Source organism: Paenibacillus sp. G2S3 (genome assembly GCF_030123105.1).
Taxonomy (GTDB): domain Bacteria; phylum Bacillota; class Bacilli; order Paenibacillales; family Paenibacillaceae; genus Paenibacillus_AQ.
Genome location: NZ_CP126095.1, coordinates 5,179,446 through 5,199,752, shown reverse-complemented (window position 1 = coordinate 5,199,752; position 20,307 = coordinate 5,179,446). Strand labels below are relative to the sequence as shown.

Annotated in this window: 16 protein-coding genes; 14 read left to right on the top strand and 2 right to left on the bottom strand. The window is 44.6% G+C overall.

The genetic code is table 11. From position 1 onward, the window contains the following. Positions 1 to 20: 20 nt before the first annotated feature. From grpE to dnaJ, 3 genes are all read left to right on the top strand, one after another. Complete coding sequence (gene grpE, locus QNH28_RS22875) at positions 21 to 599, top strand: nucleotide exchange factor GrpE (protein WP_283908679.1); 579 nt, start codon at positions 21 to 23, stop codon at positions 597 to 599. A 117-nt stretch (positions 600 to 716) separates the two neighbouring features. Next, on the top strand, positions 717 to 2,564 hold the full coding sequence (gene dnaK, locus QNH28_RS22870; protein ID WP_283908678.1) for a molecular chaperone DnaK: 1,848 nt from the start codon (positions 717 to 719) through the stop codon (positions 2,562 to 2,564). Between the two features lie 257 nt (positions 2,565 to 2,821). Beyond that, positions 2,822 to 3,946, top strand: a complete 1,125-nt coding sequence (gene dnaJ, locus QNH28_RS22865) for a molecular chaperone DnaJ (RefSeq protein WP_283908677.1) — start codon at positions 2,822 to 2,824, stop codon at positions 3,944 to 3,946. 128 nt (positions 3,947 to 4,074) lie between these two features. On the opposite strand, the gene QNH28_RS22860 is transcribed toward dnaJ, so the two are convergent. Beyond that, complete coding sequence (locus tag QNH28_RS22860; protein ID WP_283908676.1) at positions 4,075 to 4,374, bottom strand: hypothetical protein; 300 nt, start codon at positions 4,372 to 4,374, stop codon at positions 4,075 to 4,077. Between the two features lie 1,139 nt (positions 4,375 to 5,513). Beyond that, on the bottom strand, positions 5,514 to 10,091 hold the full coding sequence (locus tag QNH28_RS22855) for a S8 family serine peptidase (RefSeq protein ID WP_283908675.1): 4,578 nt from the start codon (positions 10,089 to 10,091) through the stop codon (positions 5,514 to 5,516). 284 nt (positions 10,092 to 10,375) lie between these two features. Here QNH28_RS22855 and QNH28_RS22850 point away from each other — a divergent pair, with 284 nt between their 5' ends. The 11 genes from QNH28_RS22850 (at position 10,376) to mtaB (ending at position 19,932) form a co-directional block, all read left to right on the top strand. Then, the gene (locus QNH28_RS22850; RefSeq protein ID WP_283908674.1) at positions 10,376 to 10,735 is read left to right on the top strand and encodes a hypothetical protein; all 360 of its coding nucleotides are present in this window, start codon (positions 10,376 to 10,378) and stop codon (positions 10,733 to 10,735) included. A gap of 3 nt (positions 10,736 to 10,738) precedes the next feature. Then, entirely contained in the window at positions 10,739 to 10,954 is a 216-nt protein-coding gene (locus QNH28_RS29665; protein ID WP_279306845.1) for a YfhD family protein, read from the top strand. 93 nt (positions 10,955 to 11,047) lie between these two features. Beyond that, a complete protein-coding gene (locus QNH28_RS22840) occupies positions 11,048 to 11,422 on the top strand; it encodes a hypothetical protein (protein ID WP_283908673.1) in 375 nt (124 codons plus the stop codon). 159 nt (positions 11,423 to 11,581) lie between these two features. Then, positions 11,582 to 12,493 (top strand): methyl-accepting chemotaxis protein, encoded by a 912-nt coding sequence (locus tag QNH28_RS22835; protein WP_283908672.1) that lies wholly within the window; start codon positions 11,582 to 11,584, stop codon positions 12,491 to 12,493. Positions 12,494 to 12,694: 201 nt separating this feature from the next. Further along, on the top strand, positions 12,695 to 13,255 hold the full coding sequence (locus QNH28_RS22830) for an RNA polymerase sigma factor (RefSeq protein WP_283908671.1): 561 nt from the start codon (positions 12,695 to 12,697) through the stop codon (positions 13,253 to 13,255). Further along, positions 13,215 to 14,897 (top strand): DUF4179 domain-containing protein, encoded by a 1,683-nt coding sequence (locus QNH28_RS22825; RefSeq protein WP_283908670.1) that lies wholly within the window; start codon positions 13,215 to 13,217, stop codon positions 14,895 to 14,897. The genes QNH28_RS22830 and QNH28_RS22825 overlap by 41 nt, the downstream gene beginning before the upstream one ends. 136 nt (positions 14,898 to 15,033) lie before the next feature. Then, on the top strand, positions 15,034 to 15,618 hold the full coding sequence (locus QNH28_RS22820; protein ID WP_283908669.1) for a DNA-3-methyladenine glycosylase I: 585 nt from the start codon (positions 15,034 to 15,036) through the stop codon (positions 15,616 to 15,618). A 183-nt stretch (positions 15,619 to 15,801) separates the two neighbouring features. Next, positions 15,802 to 16,857, top strand: a complete 1,056-nt coding sequence (prmA, locus tag QNH28_RS22815) for a 50S ribosomal protein L11 methyltransferase (RefSeq protein WP_283908668.1) — start codon at positions 15,802 to 15,804, stop codon at positions 16,855 to 16,857. Positions 16,858 to 16,859: 2 nt separating this feature from the next. After that, positions 16,860 to 17,543, top strand: coding sequence for a site-2 protease family protein (locus QNH28_RS22810; RefSeq protein ID WP_283908667.1), 684 nt, complete (start codon positions 16,860 to 16,862; stop codon positions 17,541 to 17,543). A gap of 277 nt (positions 17,544 to 17,820) precedes the next feature. Further along, the gene (locus tag QNH28_RS22805) at positions 17,821 to 18,585 is read left to right on the top strand and encodes an RsmE family RNA methyltransferase (RefSeq protein WP_283908666.1); all 765 of its coding nucleotides are present in this window, start codon (positions 17,821 to 17,823) and stop codon (positions 18,583 to 18,585) included. Between the two features lie 3 nt (positions 18,586 to 18,588). After that, the gene (gene mtaB / locus QNH28_RS22800) at positions 18,589 to 19,932 is read left to right on the top strand and encodes a tRNA (N(6)-L-threonylcarbamoyladenosine(37)-C(2))-methylthiotransferase MtaB (protein WP_283908665.1); all 1,344 of its coding nucleotides are present in this window, start codon (positions 18,589 to 18,591) and stop codon (positions 19,930 to 19,932) included. The last annotated feature ends 375 nt before the right edge of the window (positions 19,933 to 20,307 follow it).

The window sequence follows — 20,307 nt, the reverse complement described above, 5'->3', positions numbered from 1 at the left end:
TTTAAGGAGGTGAAGACAACTTGAAAAAGGAACAAGTTCAAGATGCTAATGAATTCAAAGATGATTTGATAAATGAGGAACCTGAGGCTGATGTAGCTTCAGAAACCGACTCATTTACAGAAGAAGTTAGTGAAGGTGCTTCAGACACAGGTACGGAGGTAAAACGTCTGCAGGATCTAGCTGATGAATATCAAGGACGCGCGCTGCGTGCGCAGGCTGATTTCGATAACTTCCGTCGTCGTACTCAGAAGGAGAAAGAAGAGTTGGCTCAATATGCCACCTCCAAGCTCGTGACTGAATTACTTCCAGTACTGGACAATTTTGAGCGTGCGTTAGTCACTACTCCTAGCAGCCCTGAATCCGAAGCTTTCGTGAAGGGTGTTAATATGATTTTCCGTCAGCTAGATGGGGTATTGAAGTCCGAGGGACTTACGGCTATGGAAACAGTAGGACAGCCTTTTAATCCTGAATACCATCAGGCTATTATGCAGGTGGAGAGCGAGGAGTACGAAGAGGGTATCGTAACGGAAGAGGTCCAAAAGGGATACCTTCTGAAAGATAAAGTCCTTCGTCCTGCTATGGTCAAAGTCAGCATGTAATCTGTCTATATAGGACGGGCAGTATCTGTCCATTATCGGTACCAATCGAATTTTTTTGATATTTTTATAATTTAAATGAGCATATGCTCCATATACCTTTAGAGGAGGCAAATTATTGTGAGTAAAGTTATCGGTATTGACTTAGGAACCACGAACTCTTGCGTTGCCGTAATGGAAGGCGGCGAAGCCGTTGTAATTCCAAACCCAGAGGGCGCACGTACAACCCCTTCGGTGGTAGGTTTTAAGAAAGACGGCGAGCGTATCGTCGGAGAAACAGCTAAACGCCAAGCGATTACTAACCCTGATCGTACGATCAGCTCTGTTAAACGTCACATGGGTACTAACCATAAAGAAAGCATCGATGGTAAAGACTATTCTCCACAAGAAATTTCAGCAATGATTCTTCAAAAGCTGAAATCCGATGCAGAAGCATATCTTGGCCAAACGGTTACTCAAGCTGTTATCACAGTTCCTGCTTATTTCAATGACAGCCAACGTCAAGCTACTAAAGATGCAGGTAAAATTGCTGGTCTGGAAGTTCTGCGTATTGTGAACGAGCCAACAGCTGCAGCCTTGGCATATGGCTTGGAGAAATCCGAAGATCAAACTATTCTAGTATATGACCTTGGTGGCGGTACCTTCGACGTATCCATCCTTGAACTGGGCGACGGCTTCTTCGAAGTAAAAGCTACAAGCGGAGACAACAAGCTTGGTGGCGATGACTTTGACCAAGTGGTTATGGATTACCTAGTATCCGAATTCAAAAAAGAGCAAGGCATTGATCTGAGCAAAGATAAATCTGCTGTACAACGTTTGAAAGATGCAGCTGAAAAAGCGAAGAAAGAATTGTCGGGCGTACTGACAACTACTATTTCTCTTCCGTTCATCACTGTAGTTGATGGAGTACCTCAGCATTTGGAGATCAACTTGACTCGTGCGAAGTTTGATGAGCTTACTGCTGGTCTGGTAGAACGTACTTTGGGACCAACTCGTCAAGCGTTGTCTGATGCTGGCATGACGCCTGCAGACCTTACCAGAATCGTTCTGGTTGGTGGTTCTACGCGCATCCCTGCTGTACAAGATGCAATTAAGAAGCTTACAGGTAAAGATCCACACAAAGGTGTGAATCCGGATGAAGTTGTAGCTCTTGGTGCTGCTGTTCAAGCGGGTGTATTGACTGGTGATGTTAAGGACGTTGTATTGCTCGACGTAACTCCGCTTTCCCTTGGTATCGAAACTGCAGGTGGCGTGTTCACGAAGATGATCGAGCGTAACACTACGATTCCTACAAGTAAATCTCAAGTATTCTCGACCTTTGCTGACAACCAACCTAGCGTAGAGATTCACGTGCTACAAGGTGAGCGTCAAATGGCAAATGGCAACAAAACATTGGGACGCTTCATGCTGAACGAGATTCCACCAGCACCACGTGGCGTACCACAAATCGAAGTTTCTTTCGATATTGATGCCAACGGTATCGTGAATGTGTCTGCAACTGATAAAGGCACTAACAAGAGCCAAAAGATCACTATCACTTCTTCCAGCGGTCTGAGCGACGCAGAAGTAGAACAAATGATGAAGGATGCCGAGCTTCACGCTGAGGAAGACCGTAAGCGTAAAGAATTGGTAGAAGCGAAGAACACCGCTGACCAACTCGTGTATTCAACTGAGAAAGTGATCAAAGATCTTGGTGATAAAGCTGATGCTTCCGAAGTTGAAAAAGCTAACGAAGCTAAAGATAAAGTGAAAGCAGCACTTGAAACTGACAATCTTGAAGAAATCAATGCAGCTACAGAAGCATTGACTGAGATTGTACAACAGTTGTCCGTGAAGCTGTACGAACAAGCTGCTCAAGCAGAGCAAGGTGCTGAAGGTGGCGCTGGAGCTGCTGAAGGCGCTCCTAAAAAAGACAATGTAGTTGACGCTGATTATGAGGTTGTTGACGAAGATAAGAATCAAGGGTAACCTTAAACGATAAGTGTATAGGGCGTAACTGATAAATTCTTATATAGTTAAGAAGGGAAGGTCAAAACCGGGTCATCCCGTGTTTTGACTTTCCTTTTGTAATATCAGTTTGCACACTCTTGGCGAATGCGCCTTCTGATATTGTAAGAATAAACATCTGCTGGAACTGGATGGTCAGATCCTGGGGTTTTATCGTATAATGGTTTCTTTGACAGGTAATTAGGAATTTGAGTATGTAACGTACGGAGGTGAAAGCAGTGGCAGATAAACGCGATTATTATGAAGTGCTTGGCCTCAGTAGAGATGCTTCAGACGACGAGGTGAAGAAAGCGTACCGGAAATTGGCGCGCCAATATCACCCAGACGTGAATAAAGCAGATGATGCTGAAGCTAAGTTTAAAGAAGTAAAAGAAGCTTACGATGTTCTTAGCGACGGACAACAACGAGCTAGATATGACCAATATGGCCATATTGATCCTAACCAAGGTATGGGCGGCTTCGGAGGCGGCGGTGGTGGCGACTTCGGAGGACTAGGCGATATCTTTGATATGTTCTTTGGCGGCGGCGGACGTCGTGATCCTAACGCACCACAGCGTGGCGGGGATTTGCAGTATACGATGACCATTGAATTCAAGGAAGCGGTATTCGGTAAAGAAACCGATATTACTATTCCACGTACGGAAACTTGCGATACCTGCTACGGCTCCGGGGCTAAACCGGGTACTAAACCAGAGACTTGTTCCACTTGTCATGGTAGCGGGCAACAGGAATTCGTACAGAATACACCACTTGGACAGATGCGTAATCGTCGTCCATGTTCGCATTGCAGTGGTACAGGTAAGATTATTAAGGAAAAATGTACGACTTGTAGCGGACAGGGTAAAGTTAAGAAGCAGCGCAAGATTCATGTACGCATCCCTGCCGGTGTCGATGACGGCGCGCAGCTGCGCATGACTGGCGAAGGCGAGGGCGGCTTACGCGGTGGTCCTGCTGGAGACTTGTATATTGTCATCCGTGTCAAATCGCATGATTTCTTCGTGCGTGAGAACGATGATATTATGTGCGAGGTTCCGCTTACGTTTGCACAGGCAGCACTTGGCGATGAGATTGAGATCCCTACCTTAACGGAAAAAGTGAAGCTGAAGATTCCTGCGGGAACACAGACCGGTACTTTCTTCCGCCTCAAAGGCAAAGGTGTTCCACGTCTACGTGGATCTGGCCAAGGTGACCAGCATGTTAGAGTCATTGTAGTGACACCTAGCAAGCTGAATGATGAGCAAAAAGATTTGTTGCGACAGTTCGCCTCTCTGAATGGAGAAAACACACATGAGCATGAGCAATCCTTCTTTGATCGTGTGAAGCGTGCGTTCCGCGGGGACTGATATTTCTAACTTCATTAATTGAGTAAATAAATAATACAGCAGAGCAGCGATCCTCCCGTTACTGGGGGATCGCTGCTCTGCGTTTTTGATTAAGGTAGTTTGCGCATGTCGACTGTTAGTAGGGCAAGCTAGCCCATCTCATAAGGTTTAAAGAATGTGTTAGAGCCAGTAAACTCTACGGGCTGGAACCCCCCCGTAAAACCCGTAAAACCCGTAAAACCCGTAAAACCCGTAAAACCCGTAACCCGTAACCCGTAACCCGTAACCCGTAACCCGTAACCCGTAACCCGTAACCCGTAACCCGTAACCCGTAACCCGTAACCCGTAACCCGTAACCCGTAACCCGTAACCCGTAACCCGTAACCCGTAACCCGTAACCCGTAACCCGTAACCCTGAAATCACCGCTGGTCTCCGGATTTTCAAACACATTAACTGCTTTGAACCGTCTGCTTGGGATTTCGGACTCAGTTGACGCTATTTGCTAATTTATTGGCTTTGAAGCGAAGTTTCGGACATGAGTGCAGCTATCCCCCAAAAAAGTGCGCATAATTGGTGTTTTTCATGCCAATAGCGACTATGAGGTCCGTTAACATACCAAATATCGCATAACCCGGCGTTTAGGGTCATCTGAGTCCGAGAGGTGCCGAGTATAATCATTCTCCGATGCTATCGGACTCAGCAGACGCTATTTGCCAATATATTGGATTTGAAGCGAAGTTTCGGACACGAGTGCAGCTATCCCCCAAAAAAAGCGCTCATAATTGGTGTTTTTCATACCATTAGCGACTATGGGGTCCGTTAGCATGCCAAATATCGCATAATCCAGCGTTTAGGGTCAACTGAGTCCGAGAGGTGCCGAGTATAATCATTCTCCGATGCTATCGGACTCAGCAGACGCTATTTGCCAATATATTGGCTTTGAAGCGAAGATTGGGACTCCAGTGCAGCTATTCCCCAAAAAAGCGCTTATAATTGGTGTTTTTCATACCAATAGCGACTATGAGGTCCGTTAGCATGCCAAATATCGCATAATCCGGCGTTTAGGGTCATCTGAGTCCGAGAGGTGCCGAGTATAATCATTCTTCGATGCTTTCGGACTCAGTTGACGCTATTTGCCAATATATTGGCTTTGAAGCGAAGTTTCGGACTCCAGTGCAGCTATACCCAAAAAAGTGCTCATAATTGGTGTTTTTCATGCCAATAGCGACTATGGGGTCCGTTAACATACCAAATATCGCATAATTCGGCGTTTAGGGTCATCTGAGTCCGAGAGGTGCCGAGTATAATCATTCTCTGATGCTATCGGACTCAGCAGACGCTATTTGCCAATATATTGGATTTGAAGCGAAGTTTCGGACACGAGTGCAGCTATCCCCCAAAAAAGCGCTCATAATTGGTGTTTTTCATGCCAATAGCGACTATGGGGTCCGTTAACATAGCGAATATCGCATAATCCAGCGTTTAAGGTCATCTGAGTCCGAGAGGTGCCTCGGAAACGCAAATGTAACCTAAAGTCGAAAAAGCCCCAGCAGCCATTTGGCTGCTGAGGCTTTTTTTAAAGCGAAACTAGAGGTTGCTCGAAGAACGTAAATCTTCGAGCACACGGCTCAGAATCGTTGCTGCTTGTGCACGAGTCAGAGTACCTTGTGGATTGAAGTTATCTGCAGTAACACCTTTGAGATAACCTTTGGTTACAGCATAGGCTACAGCGTTGCGTGCTTCCGCAGCGATGCTGTCGGCATCCTTAAAGCTTAAAGGTGTTTTGGCTACTGTAAGATCTGCACCAAGGGCCTTAGCAATGATAAGAGCTGCTTCCTCGCGGGTCAGCACATCACGAGATCCGCTTTCTTTGATGCGAGTATTCCAAGTGTCACCTTTTCCAAGTAGACGGTCGAAGAGCGTTAGAAGCTCTGCCTGATTTAAGGTGTCGGCAGGCTTAAAGCTGCCATCGGCTCCTTTGCCAGCAATGATACCATGGGCAGCAAGGACCTCGATATCGGTTTGAGCCCAGTGTGTGCCAATATCCTTAAAGCTTATATTTCTGGATGCTGCGCTGTAAGAACCATCACCAGTAACGTTAAACTGTAGAATACCATCTTTAGAGATAGAACCAGGTTGCAGGTAGGACCATTTACGATCTTTTGATTCTACATAAGCGGCAGTCTTTCGAGCATCATGTAGACTGGCGGCTTTTAGATTAAGCTGAAGGATGATCGGCTTTCCGGTTGTCCAACCATTTTTGATAGTGAGAATGGAAGAACCGATATTTATTGCTGCTGAGCTACCTGCTAAAACTGCTGTGTTGCCCGCATCTGTCAGGCTAATCGTAAGGGTCAAGCCGTTGCTGTTGATAAAATCCGGAAGAGTCGCCGCTGGAATAAGTACATTGAACCCACTACCGTTTAGGCGGAGTGCATTCTCCGATTTCTTTAACTGCTCGGCTTGGGCCGGGGTAAGAGAAATAACAACTTGGCTATATTTATTGAAGCTTACATCGCTAAGATCAAGTACAGAAGTTTTATCTTTTGCATTCTGGATCGAATTTGCAAGTGCAGTGTCTAAGATGTTGAACACCGCAGAAGGCTTGCCACCTGCTGGATCTGCAGTCTCTACTAGCTTCCCAGATTTCAATGCGATTCCAGGAGTGGGAGCACTGGTTGCTGTAGGTACATACGAATCAGATGTTGGTGTTGGTGTTGGTGTTGGTGTTGGTGTTGGTGTTGGTGATGTTGATGGTGTCGCTGTTGGTGACTCTGTTGGTGACTCTGTTGGTGACTCTGTTGGTGTTGGTGTTGGCGTCGGTGTTTCAGGTGTCTTAACAGTTACGCTTACCGTTCTCAAACCAGATGGGATTGTTGATGTTGTAGCATCATTCCAGACCTGTACATCGTACAGCTCAAAGTCGTATTTTCCCACTGTAGATGGTTTGAAGGTTATTTTGCCTAGAGAACCGGAGCCGTGATAAGCACCGCCTGACAGATTGACGCTATACTGTGTCAGTTTGCGGCCGTCTCCTAGATCATAGGTTTCTGTGAATTCTTTAAGTGGAACACCAGAGAAATTCTCCTCTTGATACGTTGCCAGTTGTACGCTTGGCTGGATCGCTGGTGTTTCAAGAGAATCATCGTAGATGACAGCGAATGAAGCACCATAGACGCCATAAACCTCGTCAGTCACGGAATACCCTAGATCAACGGTTACCGGTTGTCCCACATCAATGGTGGCTGCAGATAGAGACGGATTTACATTGAAAATACCATCCCCTGTGCTATAAAGCAGTCGCTGAGCATAATCATCGTCGTCTGCGCCATTACCTACTTTATCGACCACATAGATTTTGTACTCATTAAGCCCCTCGTTAACAGGAACGTCAATGGAAAAAGCACCGTTATTTGCAATCACACCGCCAAATTTATAAGTATTCCCATCATAATGTTTACCTTCGGCGTACACGGTAAACCAGTTTCCAATAGGTTGTGTATTCGAAATATAATAGGCCATTAGGTCATCATCAATGAAACCACTAATTTGTGCTGCACCAGGATCGGTTGGCGCCTCACGTTCATACTCCTCAAGTGTGATGCCGGAAACTAATGGCTTCTCGGTATCAATTGTGAACTCGATCTTTTGTTTCTCGAGCAGTTGTCCGTTGGGAAGCACAGGAGTGATGTAGTAGTGACCATCTGGTAAAGTGGACTTGGCGGAGGTCTCCAGATCTGTTAACGTTCCATCCCAATTTGTAATCTCGTACACGCCACGATAGACCTTTTCATCGATAGAATAAACTTCACCTAGAACTGTCGCAGGAGCATCTATTGAAGAGGTTACGAAACTTATGCCATCCAGCTCTTCATTGACAGAGAAGGTAAAGGTGGTGTCGTCTGAGCGTCCATCCCCATTAGGAGAAATCTGTGGACTTTCAAAAGAAAGCTGATTAACAGGCTCTAAATTGAATTTATCGCCGACAAGTGCATTAAAGGGAAGACGAAGAGTTTCTATATCAGAGGTTAGGAACAGGATCCCTTCATATGCACCCTCTTTTGCTGTGTCAGATACCTTTAGTGTAAATTGTGCATATTGATCTACACCTGAGGTAACGCTGTTTGGTGCAATATTAATACTAATGTCACCAGGCGCTTCTGTAAGCCATTTGGTGGATAGAGTATAGGTTGATCCATTCTCATTAAAGTCTTCCACATAAACTGATTTCGTTACGCTAGCTCCTTTTGGGAGCAGGCCAAAGGACAAGGAACCTGTGTAATAAGGGATTTCTACAGTCCCAGGAAGGCCGCTAATTAAGCTCTCCCCAACTTTAGCGATAGATTCAGCTTTTGCTGATTTCTCCAAATTAATTAATCCGGCACCTTGTTGATACAAAGAGTAAGCAGCTCCATCACGGTTAGAGATAGGATCCGCATTGTTCATCAGCAACGCTTTAATATCATTTGGCTTAAGATCAGAGTTTTCACTCAGTAGCAAAGCTACAGCCCCTACAACATGTGGGGTTGCCATGCTGGTGCCACTTTTTAAGCCATAAGCATGTTCGTAATCCCCACTCCAGCTAGGAATTGTGGAGTTGATATTTACTCCAGGAGCTACAACATCAGGTTTGATTAGATAATCCGGCATCCCCGGACCCATAGAGCTGAAGTTTGCTAACTGATTGACTTCAAGCCCTATATAGTAACTGATGATATCTTTAGCAGCAGCCATTTGAGCTTTTATCTTCTTGCCATCCGCTTGAGTAATTCCGTAGGTAGGAATGTAATTCCCAGGCGCACCAAGGGTGGGACTGATTTCACCAGCAGCATTATTGGCAATTAGGACAAGCTTGGCTCCAGCTGCTTTGGCATTTAAAGATTTCTCTCCGAAACTCAGCACACCACGATCGACAAGGACTACCTTATCTTTGACATCCAAATTTGTGTAATCGGAAGTACCTCCAAGACCAGCGTAAACGATCTTATTACCAGCAATATTATCAACTAATTCTGGGGAGTAAGTTGCTAAGGTCCCTGGAATTTTTTTTACATCGCCAATATCAAAGAATGGGGTATTCACTGGGGTAGTAGAAGCGCCTACAGTAAGCGCGAGTTGAGATCCAGCAGGTTCGCCCAATGTTGCTACATCCGGTCCAGCGTTACCGGCGGCAACAACAACATTCACGCCCGATTTTATGGCGTTGTCTATCGCAATTGAGCTTGCGGAATAGCTTTGGTTGACATCAGAGCCCAGCGAGAGGTTAATTATATCGGCTCCATCAGCAACCGCTTTTTCAATACCCGCGATTACAACCGCTGTGGGTCCAGAACCATAAGGGCCAAGTACGCGATAGGCGTACAAATCCACGTCAGGGGCAACATCCAAAATTGTACCGGCTACGTGTGTGCCATGTGAGGTTTCGTAAGGGTTTCCTGCTTTTGGAGGAAAGTTAGCATCAGGAGGTGTTTCTGACGGATCATCATCCTGATCATAGGCATCGTAACCGCCCTTATAATTATCCTTTAATAAAGGGTGACTTTTATCGATGCCGGTGTCGACAACCGCTACCTGTACCCCTTCTCCTGTGTAACCTAATGCATGTAGTTTATCCGCGCCTATAAGATTGCCACTATCTGAATAGGAACGCGTAACAGGCAAAGTTGCTACCTCAACACTGTCTGCTAACGCATGTACTTCATCATTTGGATAAACAGCCGCAACGCCCGGAAGCTCTAGCAGCTTATTTACTTGATTGGCGGGCAACGTAATGGAATACCCGTTAAAAATTTCACTGTATTCAAAACCGATATCGGCATCGATTTTCTGCGCTGAGGAAATAAAGCTTTTATGCTCTGAGATAATTTTACTGCGTTGTAAGGAGACTGAGGATCGTAAAGAAGAAGTTTTAGCCTCATTTTCATACACACTGACTGGTTTATTAGTTAATTCCACAATTACGGACACTGGTGCTGAACCTTTGAGCACACCCGCGTAGTTATGAGGGGTCACACTTTGAGACTGTACATTATTAGCTAGGTTAGTGGATGATTCAATGGATGAGTTCGCAAATGCAGCGGATGGAAAAAGGACAGAAACAGCCAGTCCGAAGCTCGCCGCCCCAATACCAAATCTTTGAATAGAGTGTTTAAAGGTACGTTTCAAATAAGTTCATCCTCCCAAATGAATTTTTATATTGCAGTGTGTATCTGTAGTTCTCCTCCTCAACGTAAAATGTAAAAAATTATGAAAATTAAATTTATTCTACAGCTATAACTTCAAATCGAATATACAACTTTAGTACTATATTGCAGGGAAGAATTGAAGAAAATGTCGAATTCCTAGTAGATTAGTGGAATATGAGAAAAAAAGGGCATAAAACAAGCGCAAGGAAGACAATATAAAGGAATGCAACAGATATCTGAATTTCAAGCGAGAGCGGGGATAAGATGTCGGAAAGATCTATTTTGGCTTATTTTAAAAGTCCTGAGGAAGCGGAAGGTGTTGCTCGTAAGCTCCGTGCACTTCGGGCCATTGAAATCTCCATTGATCGCTTCAGTAGATATGGAGGCACGAGCTTTAGCTCAGGGGTAAACCCAGTGACAGGCAATGTTGCCAGAATGGACTCCATGACTGCTGAGCGTGCACACACAGGCATACTAGCTGCTGCTGACACCAGCGCGAGTGGGATGAGTCATGGTGGAGATGGAGGACCGACGGGTAGAGATATTTTACTTACGGTGATCTTGCATTCAGAGTCCTATGATCAGGCATTACGCTTAATTGAAGAAGCAGGCGGGATGATTTGAATAATGATTTCATTAATAAGAAGGGAGACGATCGATACTATGGATAGAGAGAACTCGCAAATATTCTCAAAGACCGAGAAGATGAAAATGCTGTACGAGGCGAAAGCAGAGGATGTAGAGTTTTCAGCAGCGGAGGCAGATCTGGAGGATGTCGAAGCACAGGCTCGAGCTTTAGAAGCAGACAAACGTCAGCTGCATGAAATTATGAAAAAAGAATAGATGCTAAATGCTAGGGCAGATACCTCACATTGTGGGGTATTTTTGCGTTCTGATGTGTATAATTAGGAGAATAACCCAAGCTGGAGGGAGAACATGGATAACGTTATTTTATGGATAGGTTTAGCGCTGCTTATCGCACTCTTAACTTTTATGAATCAGAAACAACTGTACTCTTCAAAAGTAAAACAGGCCTTCCGTGAGCTGCGGGAGCTGACTGAAAAAGTTCGGATGGAACGATCTGAGGCAAGCGATTTATACCGTTGGGAAGTAGAATTAGCGGAGATGGAGAAACACCCGAACGAACTTAATAAACTGGATGCTGAGATTGGGGTTCGCCACGCATTTGTGTTGTATTTGGAAAGACATTGTCCTCTGGATGTAAGACTTCCAAGTTTAAAGGAGGCTGCGTCCTATCAGAAGGATTCGGTATGGGGAATTAAGATCGGAGATTACGGATCCAAGAAATAAGGAAATGTACATATAACGCCATTGGCCTTTTTTAATAACGAATTTTAATCATTTTAATAAAAATGATGTATTTCTCTCTGCGTAATAAGAGCGTATAATTGTTCAGATATACTTCAAGATGACGCGAATAATTTATAGATATCCAGGGGGAATTATTATATGGCAATGGTACACTCTCAAGGAGTTACCGATGAGCTAGTTGTCCGATCTTTAGAAAGAAATTTAGCGATTATAAGGTTTGATCTTGATCGACGAGTGGCTTATGTGAATGAAGTTTTTGCTAGTTCGATGGAGTATAACAAAGAAGATATGATTGGGATGCACCATAAAGAGTTTTGCTTTTCTCATTTTGTAAATAGCCCGGGGTATGAGTTGTTCTGGCAGGACCTTTTTTCAGGAAAAAGTTTTCAGGATAAAATCGAACGAATGGATGCAAAAGGAAATGTGGTATGGCTAGAAGCTACCTATATGCCTGTCTTTGATGAAAATAATGAACAAGTCATAGGCGTTTCCAAAATAGCGGCCAATATTACGGATCGACAAAATAACATGAGTGTCGTGGTACAGCGGATGCAAGAGATGTCCGAGAGCTTAAATCAAAGAGCCGAGAAAGGCATTGAACGTAGTCAAGAACTATTACTGAGCGTCGACAAAATTGCCGAAGTATCAATTGAAAATACACAGACTCTAGCCAATCTGGAGACACAAGCGGTATCGATTCAGGGAATTGTACAAACTATTCGTAATATTGCTTCGCAAACGCAACTGTTAGCGCTTAACGCAGCAATTGAAGCGGCACATGCCGGGGAGTTTGGGCGAGGTTTTGACGTGGTTGCTAAAGAAGTTAGGAAGCTATCCATCATGGTGCAGGATTCGATCATTCAAGTGAAAAATAGTGTCGATGCTATTACGCTGGAAATCGATAAAATCTCCAAAGGAACAAACCAGGTGCAAGAAAATATAGAAGATAGTCAACAGCAGATTCATATAGCATTAGATGATTTCAAGAATATTTCTTCCTCAGCCCACGATTTAGATACACAAGCACGAGAGGTTATGAATATTATTTGATTTTTATAGGCTGTTAGCGGTGAATATAAAGGAAAGCCAGTTCTCAGATTTATGGGGAGTGGCTTTTTGTGTTGTGAGTACAGTTGATATTAACCTCCATCTGTTATTACTAGCATCTATAGCTTATGCTCAGAAAAACGAACCTTTTCCAGAGATTGGTTGTCATATAGATATCACAGAGAAGAAAGGAGGGTGCAAGAATTGGAGACTAACCGCGAGTTATTCGAAGCCTACAACAAGGATGTATACCGGACCTGCTACTACATGGTGCATGACTCGGCGGATGCGGAGGACTTGACGCAGGATGTGTTCATTACCGTATTTCGCACGAATCGTGAGAACGTGGAGCATATGAAGGCTTGGATTATGAAAATAACAGTCAACCATTGCCTGAATCATTTGAAACGGAAGCGTACTTTACAGCAAAAGATTACGGACAACCTACACTTCTTTCATAAAACGGTGGAAACACCTGTGGAGCAGCAGATTGAGCAGCGAGAGACGGAAGGTGAGTGGGCACAGTATATGAGCCGGCTCCCTATCAAACTTAGGATGGTGATCGCGCTTCGGTATATGCATGATTTCAGTCTGGCTGAAATTTCGGATCTGCTGTCCATCCCACTTGGAACGACCAAATCCAGGCTGCATAAAGGCCTAACGGTAATGAGGAACATCCTGCAGGAGGCTGGGGTTCAAATTGAATTAAAGGAGGGCGAATCTTTTGAAAAAGTTAGAAAATATGCTGGAGCATCGTTTAAATGAGGATAAAGGTGTGCCATATCCAGATTTTGAAAGTATGTGGGGACGCTTGGAGCAGGAAGGGAGTACAATGACACCTATACAATTTCGGATGCCTAATGGTAGCGGAAGCAGAGGGAGAAACTGGAGTAAAATAGCGGTTGTTGCTTCATTTTCCGTGCTTATTGCAGCGGCGCCTGTATATGCGGCAGTGCATTATGATTGGGATAATTTGCTCCATGGGAGAGGTGGCGTTCAAGCTGCACTGGCACAAAACCTTGGACAACAGCTGGATCAATCGGTGACGAAGGACGGAGTAACTCTAAAGCTACATACAGCCATTGTGGATGAGAATCGAACGATTATCTTATTCACATTGGATGTAGGAAAACGTATGGATAATGAAGATTGGAATATTAAAGGAATGACTTTGAAGGGCGCAGATGGGGCGAATAGTCCTAGTGAGTTCAGTTATGTGTTATGGGATGAGAAAAATCAACTTTACAACGGATATTTCGAAAGTGATTGGACGCCGAAGAAGGACACTGTGAATGTCCAACTAGTTGCGGATAATCTGCAGTCCTATAGCACACAGGAGTTAGATTTACCGTTGGATATCCAATCTCAGGAGACTCAAAAGTTTCCTATTGGGCAGGAAGGAATGCGCAGCATAGAGGTGAAACCTTTTACCCAAGGACAAGAAAAAATGTTATTCTCTTCAGCGATTATTTTTGATCAACCGGAAGCAAAAGAATGGGCCTTTCCTAATATTGTTGGGTACAAAAACGGAACGCTCATAAATTCGCTGCCTGGAGGTACTTTCGGTACACCGGGAGAAAAAGGGGAGTATACGTCTCAGCAATATTTTAAGGCGGCTGATATTACCGGTGGAGAAGTGAATTATAAGCTGAAGTATATGAAACAAGAGAAAAATGTTGAGGGGCCATTAGCTTTCGATCTTCAATTAAGCAAAAAGCAGATGGAGAGCGGCACCATAAATACCTCATTGAATCTGCCACTAGAAGAGGGCGGACCTAATTACACGCTGGAGAAAATGGTAGTGACGCCTACTCAAATTCGAATCGCAATTAGAAGTAAAGAGAAAGGCAACAATTTCCCGTATCAAAAGTCTACTCTTGAAGTAGCAGGAAAGACGCTGGAGGGCAGTTTCTGGAGATCTCCAGAAGGTGAGCCGGAGCTGACAGTGCTTCGTTTCGAGCGGCCCGTTGACCTTGAAATTACGAAAGAGACTCCGATTACCTTTGTAGCTAAGTATAAGATAACTCAGCATGGTAGCTATAAAATTACCAAAAATAATGATGATAAAATACCACTTCTTTTAACAAACATCTCTCAAAAGAAACAGACAATTATCCAGCAGCTTAGCGGATATCCGGTGAAGTGGACGTACTACATGCAGGGTGCCGATCTTTATGTAGAGACTGAAAGTGAAGATGCTCGCTTCGGTGGAATTAATCAGACCCATATCGGGCTGGGTAAAGATCGCATACTAGGTAAACCGGTAACTGTCAATTTCGCGGGGGATGGAAACAATAAGGCTATTGATGTGTATAAGGATTTTAAAGGTACAGAAGCTACTATATATATGTTCTACTACACGACTGATGATCCGGATAAAGAAACGAGAGTGAAGATCCAGCCATAAGAGTTAGTAGAATCATAATTCAAGAAAATAGAATAACTTTTTTAGGGAATGAACCTTGTGTTCTTCCCTTTTTTTCGTTTACAGTGAGTAGACGTTGTAAAGATTCAGCTATGCATAATTAAAGGAGAGAAGAAGGATGGAAGTCACTCGCTGTGCTTGGGTCAATGATGATCCTCTATATATTGCCTATCATGATGAGGAGTGGGGCAAGCCTCTGTATGATGACCAAAAGCTGTTTGAATTACTTATGCTGGAAGGGATGCAGGCAGGGTTAAGCTGGTACACAGTACTAAAAAAACGGGCGCATTTCAGAGAGGTATTTGACGGATTTGATCCGAATAAGATTGTCCATTATGATGAAGTCAAAATTGCGGAGCTAATGAGTGATCCAGGGATTATTAGAAATCGATTGAAAATTGATGCTATTATTCGTAATGCAGGTGTATACTTGCGAATTTGCGAGGAACATGGCAGCTTTGCAGATTATCTCTGGAGCTTTGTCGGAGGTGTGCCTACTATCAACCATTGGCAGACTCGTGCAGATGTACCTGCTTCGACGTCTCAGTCTGATGTGATGAGTAAGGCATTAAAGAAGAATGGCATGAAGTTTGTGGGTACTACAATCTGTTATGCTTTTATGCAGGCATCGGGGATGGTGGATGATCATTCGCTTAACTGCTTTTGTAGGAGTGAAGAGGGGCGGCAGGCCGTTGATCTGTAGTTTGGCGTTACACCAATAAGAAATGTTATACTATGAAGCGAATGCTTTCGAAGACAGTTTTGCACGAAGTAAATTCAAGTAGTGGAACGCTCACAAAACTAAGCCTATGCTTTCGAAGTGAGTTTTGCACGAAGTAAATCAGTGAAGCGTATGCTCACAAAACTTTAGGAGGATCACATAAAGATGTTATGGCATGAAGTAACGATACATACAACAGAAGAAGCACAAGAAATGATTTCGAATTTTCTATATGAAGCTGGTGCGGGTGGGGTTTCTATCGAGGAATCCGGCACACTGAACAAAGCACGGGATACACGTTATGGTGAATTGTACGACCAACCTTTGAATGATATTCCAGAAGGGGAAGCGGTCATAAAAGGTTATTATGCCGATTCCACGGATATGGATGCTGTTATAGAAGAATTGACTCCTCGGGTATCCGAATTGAGTGAGTACGGGATTGATCCGGGGAAAGCGTTGATTTCTTGGAAGACTGTGGATGAAGACGAATGGGCTCATGCATGGAAGCAATATTTTAAACCCCTACGAGTATCGAAACGTCTCACCATTAAGCCAACCTGGGAGGAATATACGCCTGAGAGTCCAGATGAAGCCATCATTGAGATCGACCCTGGCATGGCATTTGGTACTGGGACTCACCCTACAACAGCTTTGTGCCTCCGTGCACTTGAAAAGAATATTAGCGGCGGTGAAGAAGTTATTGATGTCGGCACCGGTTCAGGAATTCTGGCTGTAGGCGCGATGCTGCTCGGTGCAAAATCCGTATTGGCTCTAGACTTAGATCCGGTGGCTGTGGAAAGTGCGCGGGAGAATGTGGTGCTTAACAAGCTTGAATCGTCTATAACGGTAAAAGAAAGCGATCTTCTATCGCTGCTGGGCGGAGAAGGCGTAGCTGACACAGCGGCTGGAGAGATGTGGCCATCCGCTAGACCTGGTCACTCACTAGAAGGAGCCGTTCCTGCTAAGCAAGAGCAAGAAGGCAGCCTTGGCGTGACACTGCCTGTACAAATTGTAGTTGCGAATATTTTGGCGGAAATCATCGTATTGTTTACGGATGATGTATACCGCGCGCTTCAGCCTGGAGGCCTCTACATTACCTCAGGTATATATAAAGATAAAGAAGGACTTGTGGCGAACGCGCTGAAAGCGTCTGGCTTTGAGATTATTGAAATATCCCGTGAGGAAGATTGGGTGGCGTTTACAGCCGGAAAGAGGTAAAGATGGATATATTGCAAAGCTTAATTCGAGTAGATTTAGATCAGCTTCCTTTCCTGCTCATTACGATTTTAATTGCTTTTACAGTACATGAATTCAGTCATGCTTATTTCGCCAATAAGTTCGGTGACCCAACAGCAAGATTACTAGGCCGTATGACGCTTAACCCTGCTGTTCATTTCGATTTCTTTGGTATTTTGCTGCTGCTTGTTGCCGGCTTCGGTTGGGCACGTCCGGTTCCGGTAAACCGCGATAACTTTAGTCGTCCTCGTCTCATGGGAGTCATCGTGTCGGCTGTGGGACCAATTAGTAACCTGCTCTTAGGGATTATAGGTGCTATAATCTACGGTGCACTTGCGGCAACTGGAGTTCTAGATAATATCTCGAATGACCGCGTGCTTGAGGCTGTATATTTATTCTTTGGCACCTTCATACAATGGAACTTCTTTCTGTTTCTGTTCAATCTTATTCCGCTGCCACCACTGGATGGCTATCGGATTGTGGAAGATATCGCCCCACGTTCGATCCGCGGCAAATTACAGCAATTTGAACAATGGGCTGTATTTCTCTTTTTATTGATTCTGTTTATTCCTGGGCTACGGACTTATACGATTGATCCGCTCGCAGTCTGGGCTAGTGAAATGTCGAGAACATTTGTACAGCTGTCTCTAAGTATTTTTGGCAGCTAAGGCAAGGAATGAAGCCTTTTCAACCTCTGTCAAACATTGTATTATGTAATTTGATCAAAATTTTATAGTTATTTTTTCGCCCGACCAAACCTTATATTTCTTGAAGAAACGGGTGACGTCCTTCTAAGGGCGACTAAGCCGTTTCTTCAAATATAAGAAAGTATAAGTTTCACTCTATACTTTATGACTTATTTCTCGATTAAACGCTTACCGTCCTTATAAGGATGGCGAAGGCGTTTATATTTGTTACTGAATTTATGAACAGGATGATGATGAGATGCAGCGATATTTCGTTACACCGGAGCAATTTGGTGCGGATACCGTGAGAATTGATGGGGAAGACGCCCGTCATATCGCTAAAGTGATGCGTGGTAAGGCAGGGGACAAGCTTATTGTTAGCGATGGTGTTTCCCGTGAGGCTTTAGTAGAGATTGCGCAGATTGAAATTGGGGAAGTCACTGTGAACATCCTAGAGTCCCTGGAGATGACGCATGAACCTCGAATTAAGATTACAGTAGCTCAAAGCTTGCCTAAGGCCGATAAGATGGAAACTGTCATTCAGAAGTGCACTGAGATTGGTGCTGTAAGCTTTGTTCCTTTTCTGTCAGAACGCACAATAGTGCAATACGACGAGCGTAAGGAAAGCAAACGACTGGATCGCTGGCGTAAAATTTGCAAGGAAGCTGCCGAACAGGCTCATCGGAACATCGTTCCAGCTGTAGCCTCACCTCTTTCGTGGAAACAGCTGTTGCAGACTTTTAGTGAGTATGATGCTGTGTATTTCTGTTATGAAAAAGAGGAAGGCTTACAGCTCCGAAGCAGTGTCGCTCCATGGTTAGCATCGCTTTCACCGCAGTCTGGCGGGAAAGTTATAGTTGTGGTGGGTCCTGAAGGAGGTTTTACTCCTGAGGAATGCCTCAAGGCAGAAGAAGCCGGGGCTGTATCCGTAGGACTAGGACGGCGAATTCTGCGCTGTGAGACAGCGGGCATGGTTGCCGCTGCTTGTATATTATATGAATCTGGAGAAATGGGAGGAGCTTAAGAGATGCCATCCGTAGCGTTTTATACTTTAGGTTGTAAAGTGAATTTCTATGATACCGAAGCCATTTGGCAGCTATTTAAAAATGAAGGTTACGAGCAGGTTGATTTCGAGGGTCCCGCCGATGTATATCTGATTAATACTTGTACAGTAACTAACACAGGTGACAAAAAAAGCCGTCAAATGATCCGACGTGCCGTGCGCCGTAATCCAGAGGCCATAGTAGCCGTAACAGGCTGCTACGCGCAGACCTCTCCTGGTGAGATTCTGGATATTCCTGGAGTTGACCTTGTCATTGGTAACCAGGACCGTGATCAGATTATGACGCATGTGAAGAACATTGAATCCTCACGTCAGCCGGTCAATGCTGTGCGTAATATTATGAAGACACGTGAGTTCGAAGAGATGGATGTGCCAGGCTTTGCGGATCGGACGCGTGCTTTTATGAAGATTCAGGATGGCTGCAACAACTTTTGCACTTTCTGTATCATTCCTTGGTCGCGTGGACTTTCGCGCAGCCGTGATCCAAAAAGCATCGTAGCCCAAGCGCATCAATTGGTAGAAGCAGGGTACAAGGAATTTGTACTTACGGGTATTCATACCGGAGGTTACGGTGATGATCTTGATAATTACCGTCTTTCCGATTTGCTGTGGGATCTAGATAAGGTAGATGGTTTGGAGCGAGTGCGTATCAGTTCTATCGAAGCTAGTCAGATCGATGAGAAGCTGCTTGAGGTGCTGAACCGTTCCTCCAAAATGTGCCGTCATCTGCATATCCCGCTACAAGCCGGACATAATGATGTGCTGAAAGTGATGCGCCGTAAATATACGACAGAAGAGTATTACGCCAAAATGCAATTGATCCGTCAGGCGATGCCAGATGTCGGGATTACTACTGACGTTATCGTAGGATTCCCGGGTGAGACCGATGAGATGTTCCGTGCCGGATACGATTTTATGAAGGCTGTAAATTACTCCGAGATGCATGTATTCCCTTATTCCAAGCGGACAGGTACGCCTGCAGCGCGGATGGAGAATCAGATCGACGAGGACATCAAGAATGTACGCGTGCAGGAGCTGATTGATCTATCCGAAGAAATGCAATTAGCATATGCCCGTAAGTTTGTAGGCCAGACGCTTAGTGTGATTCCGGAAAGATCCGCTAAAGGTGCTCCGGGCCGCAATATCCAGCATGGATTCAGCGACAACTATTTGCAGGTCTTCTTTGATGGAGATGATTCACTTCAAGGAGAACTTTGTGACGTGAAGATCACTGAAGCTGGTGTGAACGAATGCCGAGGCGAATTGGTCGGGGTTAGTCAGAGCGGTCTTAAGCAGGCTGTCCTTTAAGCAATAGATAGAAGTAAGTAGATAATAGAGCAGCGATTTTCCCGTTAGTGGAGAATGGCTGCTCTTTGGTTTTAGTTGCCGGCTACCTAAATCGCAGAGTTATAATCTTCCCTCGCTAATTCATAACCTTTCCATGTGCTGGAGGACCCGGATGACGTTATTTGCAATTTTTTTGCTTTTTGGGCATAGTTTCGGACTCCAGTGTCGCTATTCCTTAGAAAGAAGTCTATATTTGCTGTTTTTCATGGCGATAGCGACTATGGAGTCCGTTAGTATTCCAAATGGGCGATTATGCTGCGAATAAGATCAGCTGAGTCCGTTTGCGGCTTCGTAGGCGAAGATAAAGGCGCAAAAAGGTTAGAAAAGAGTTGGGTA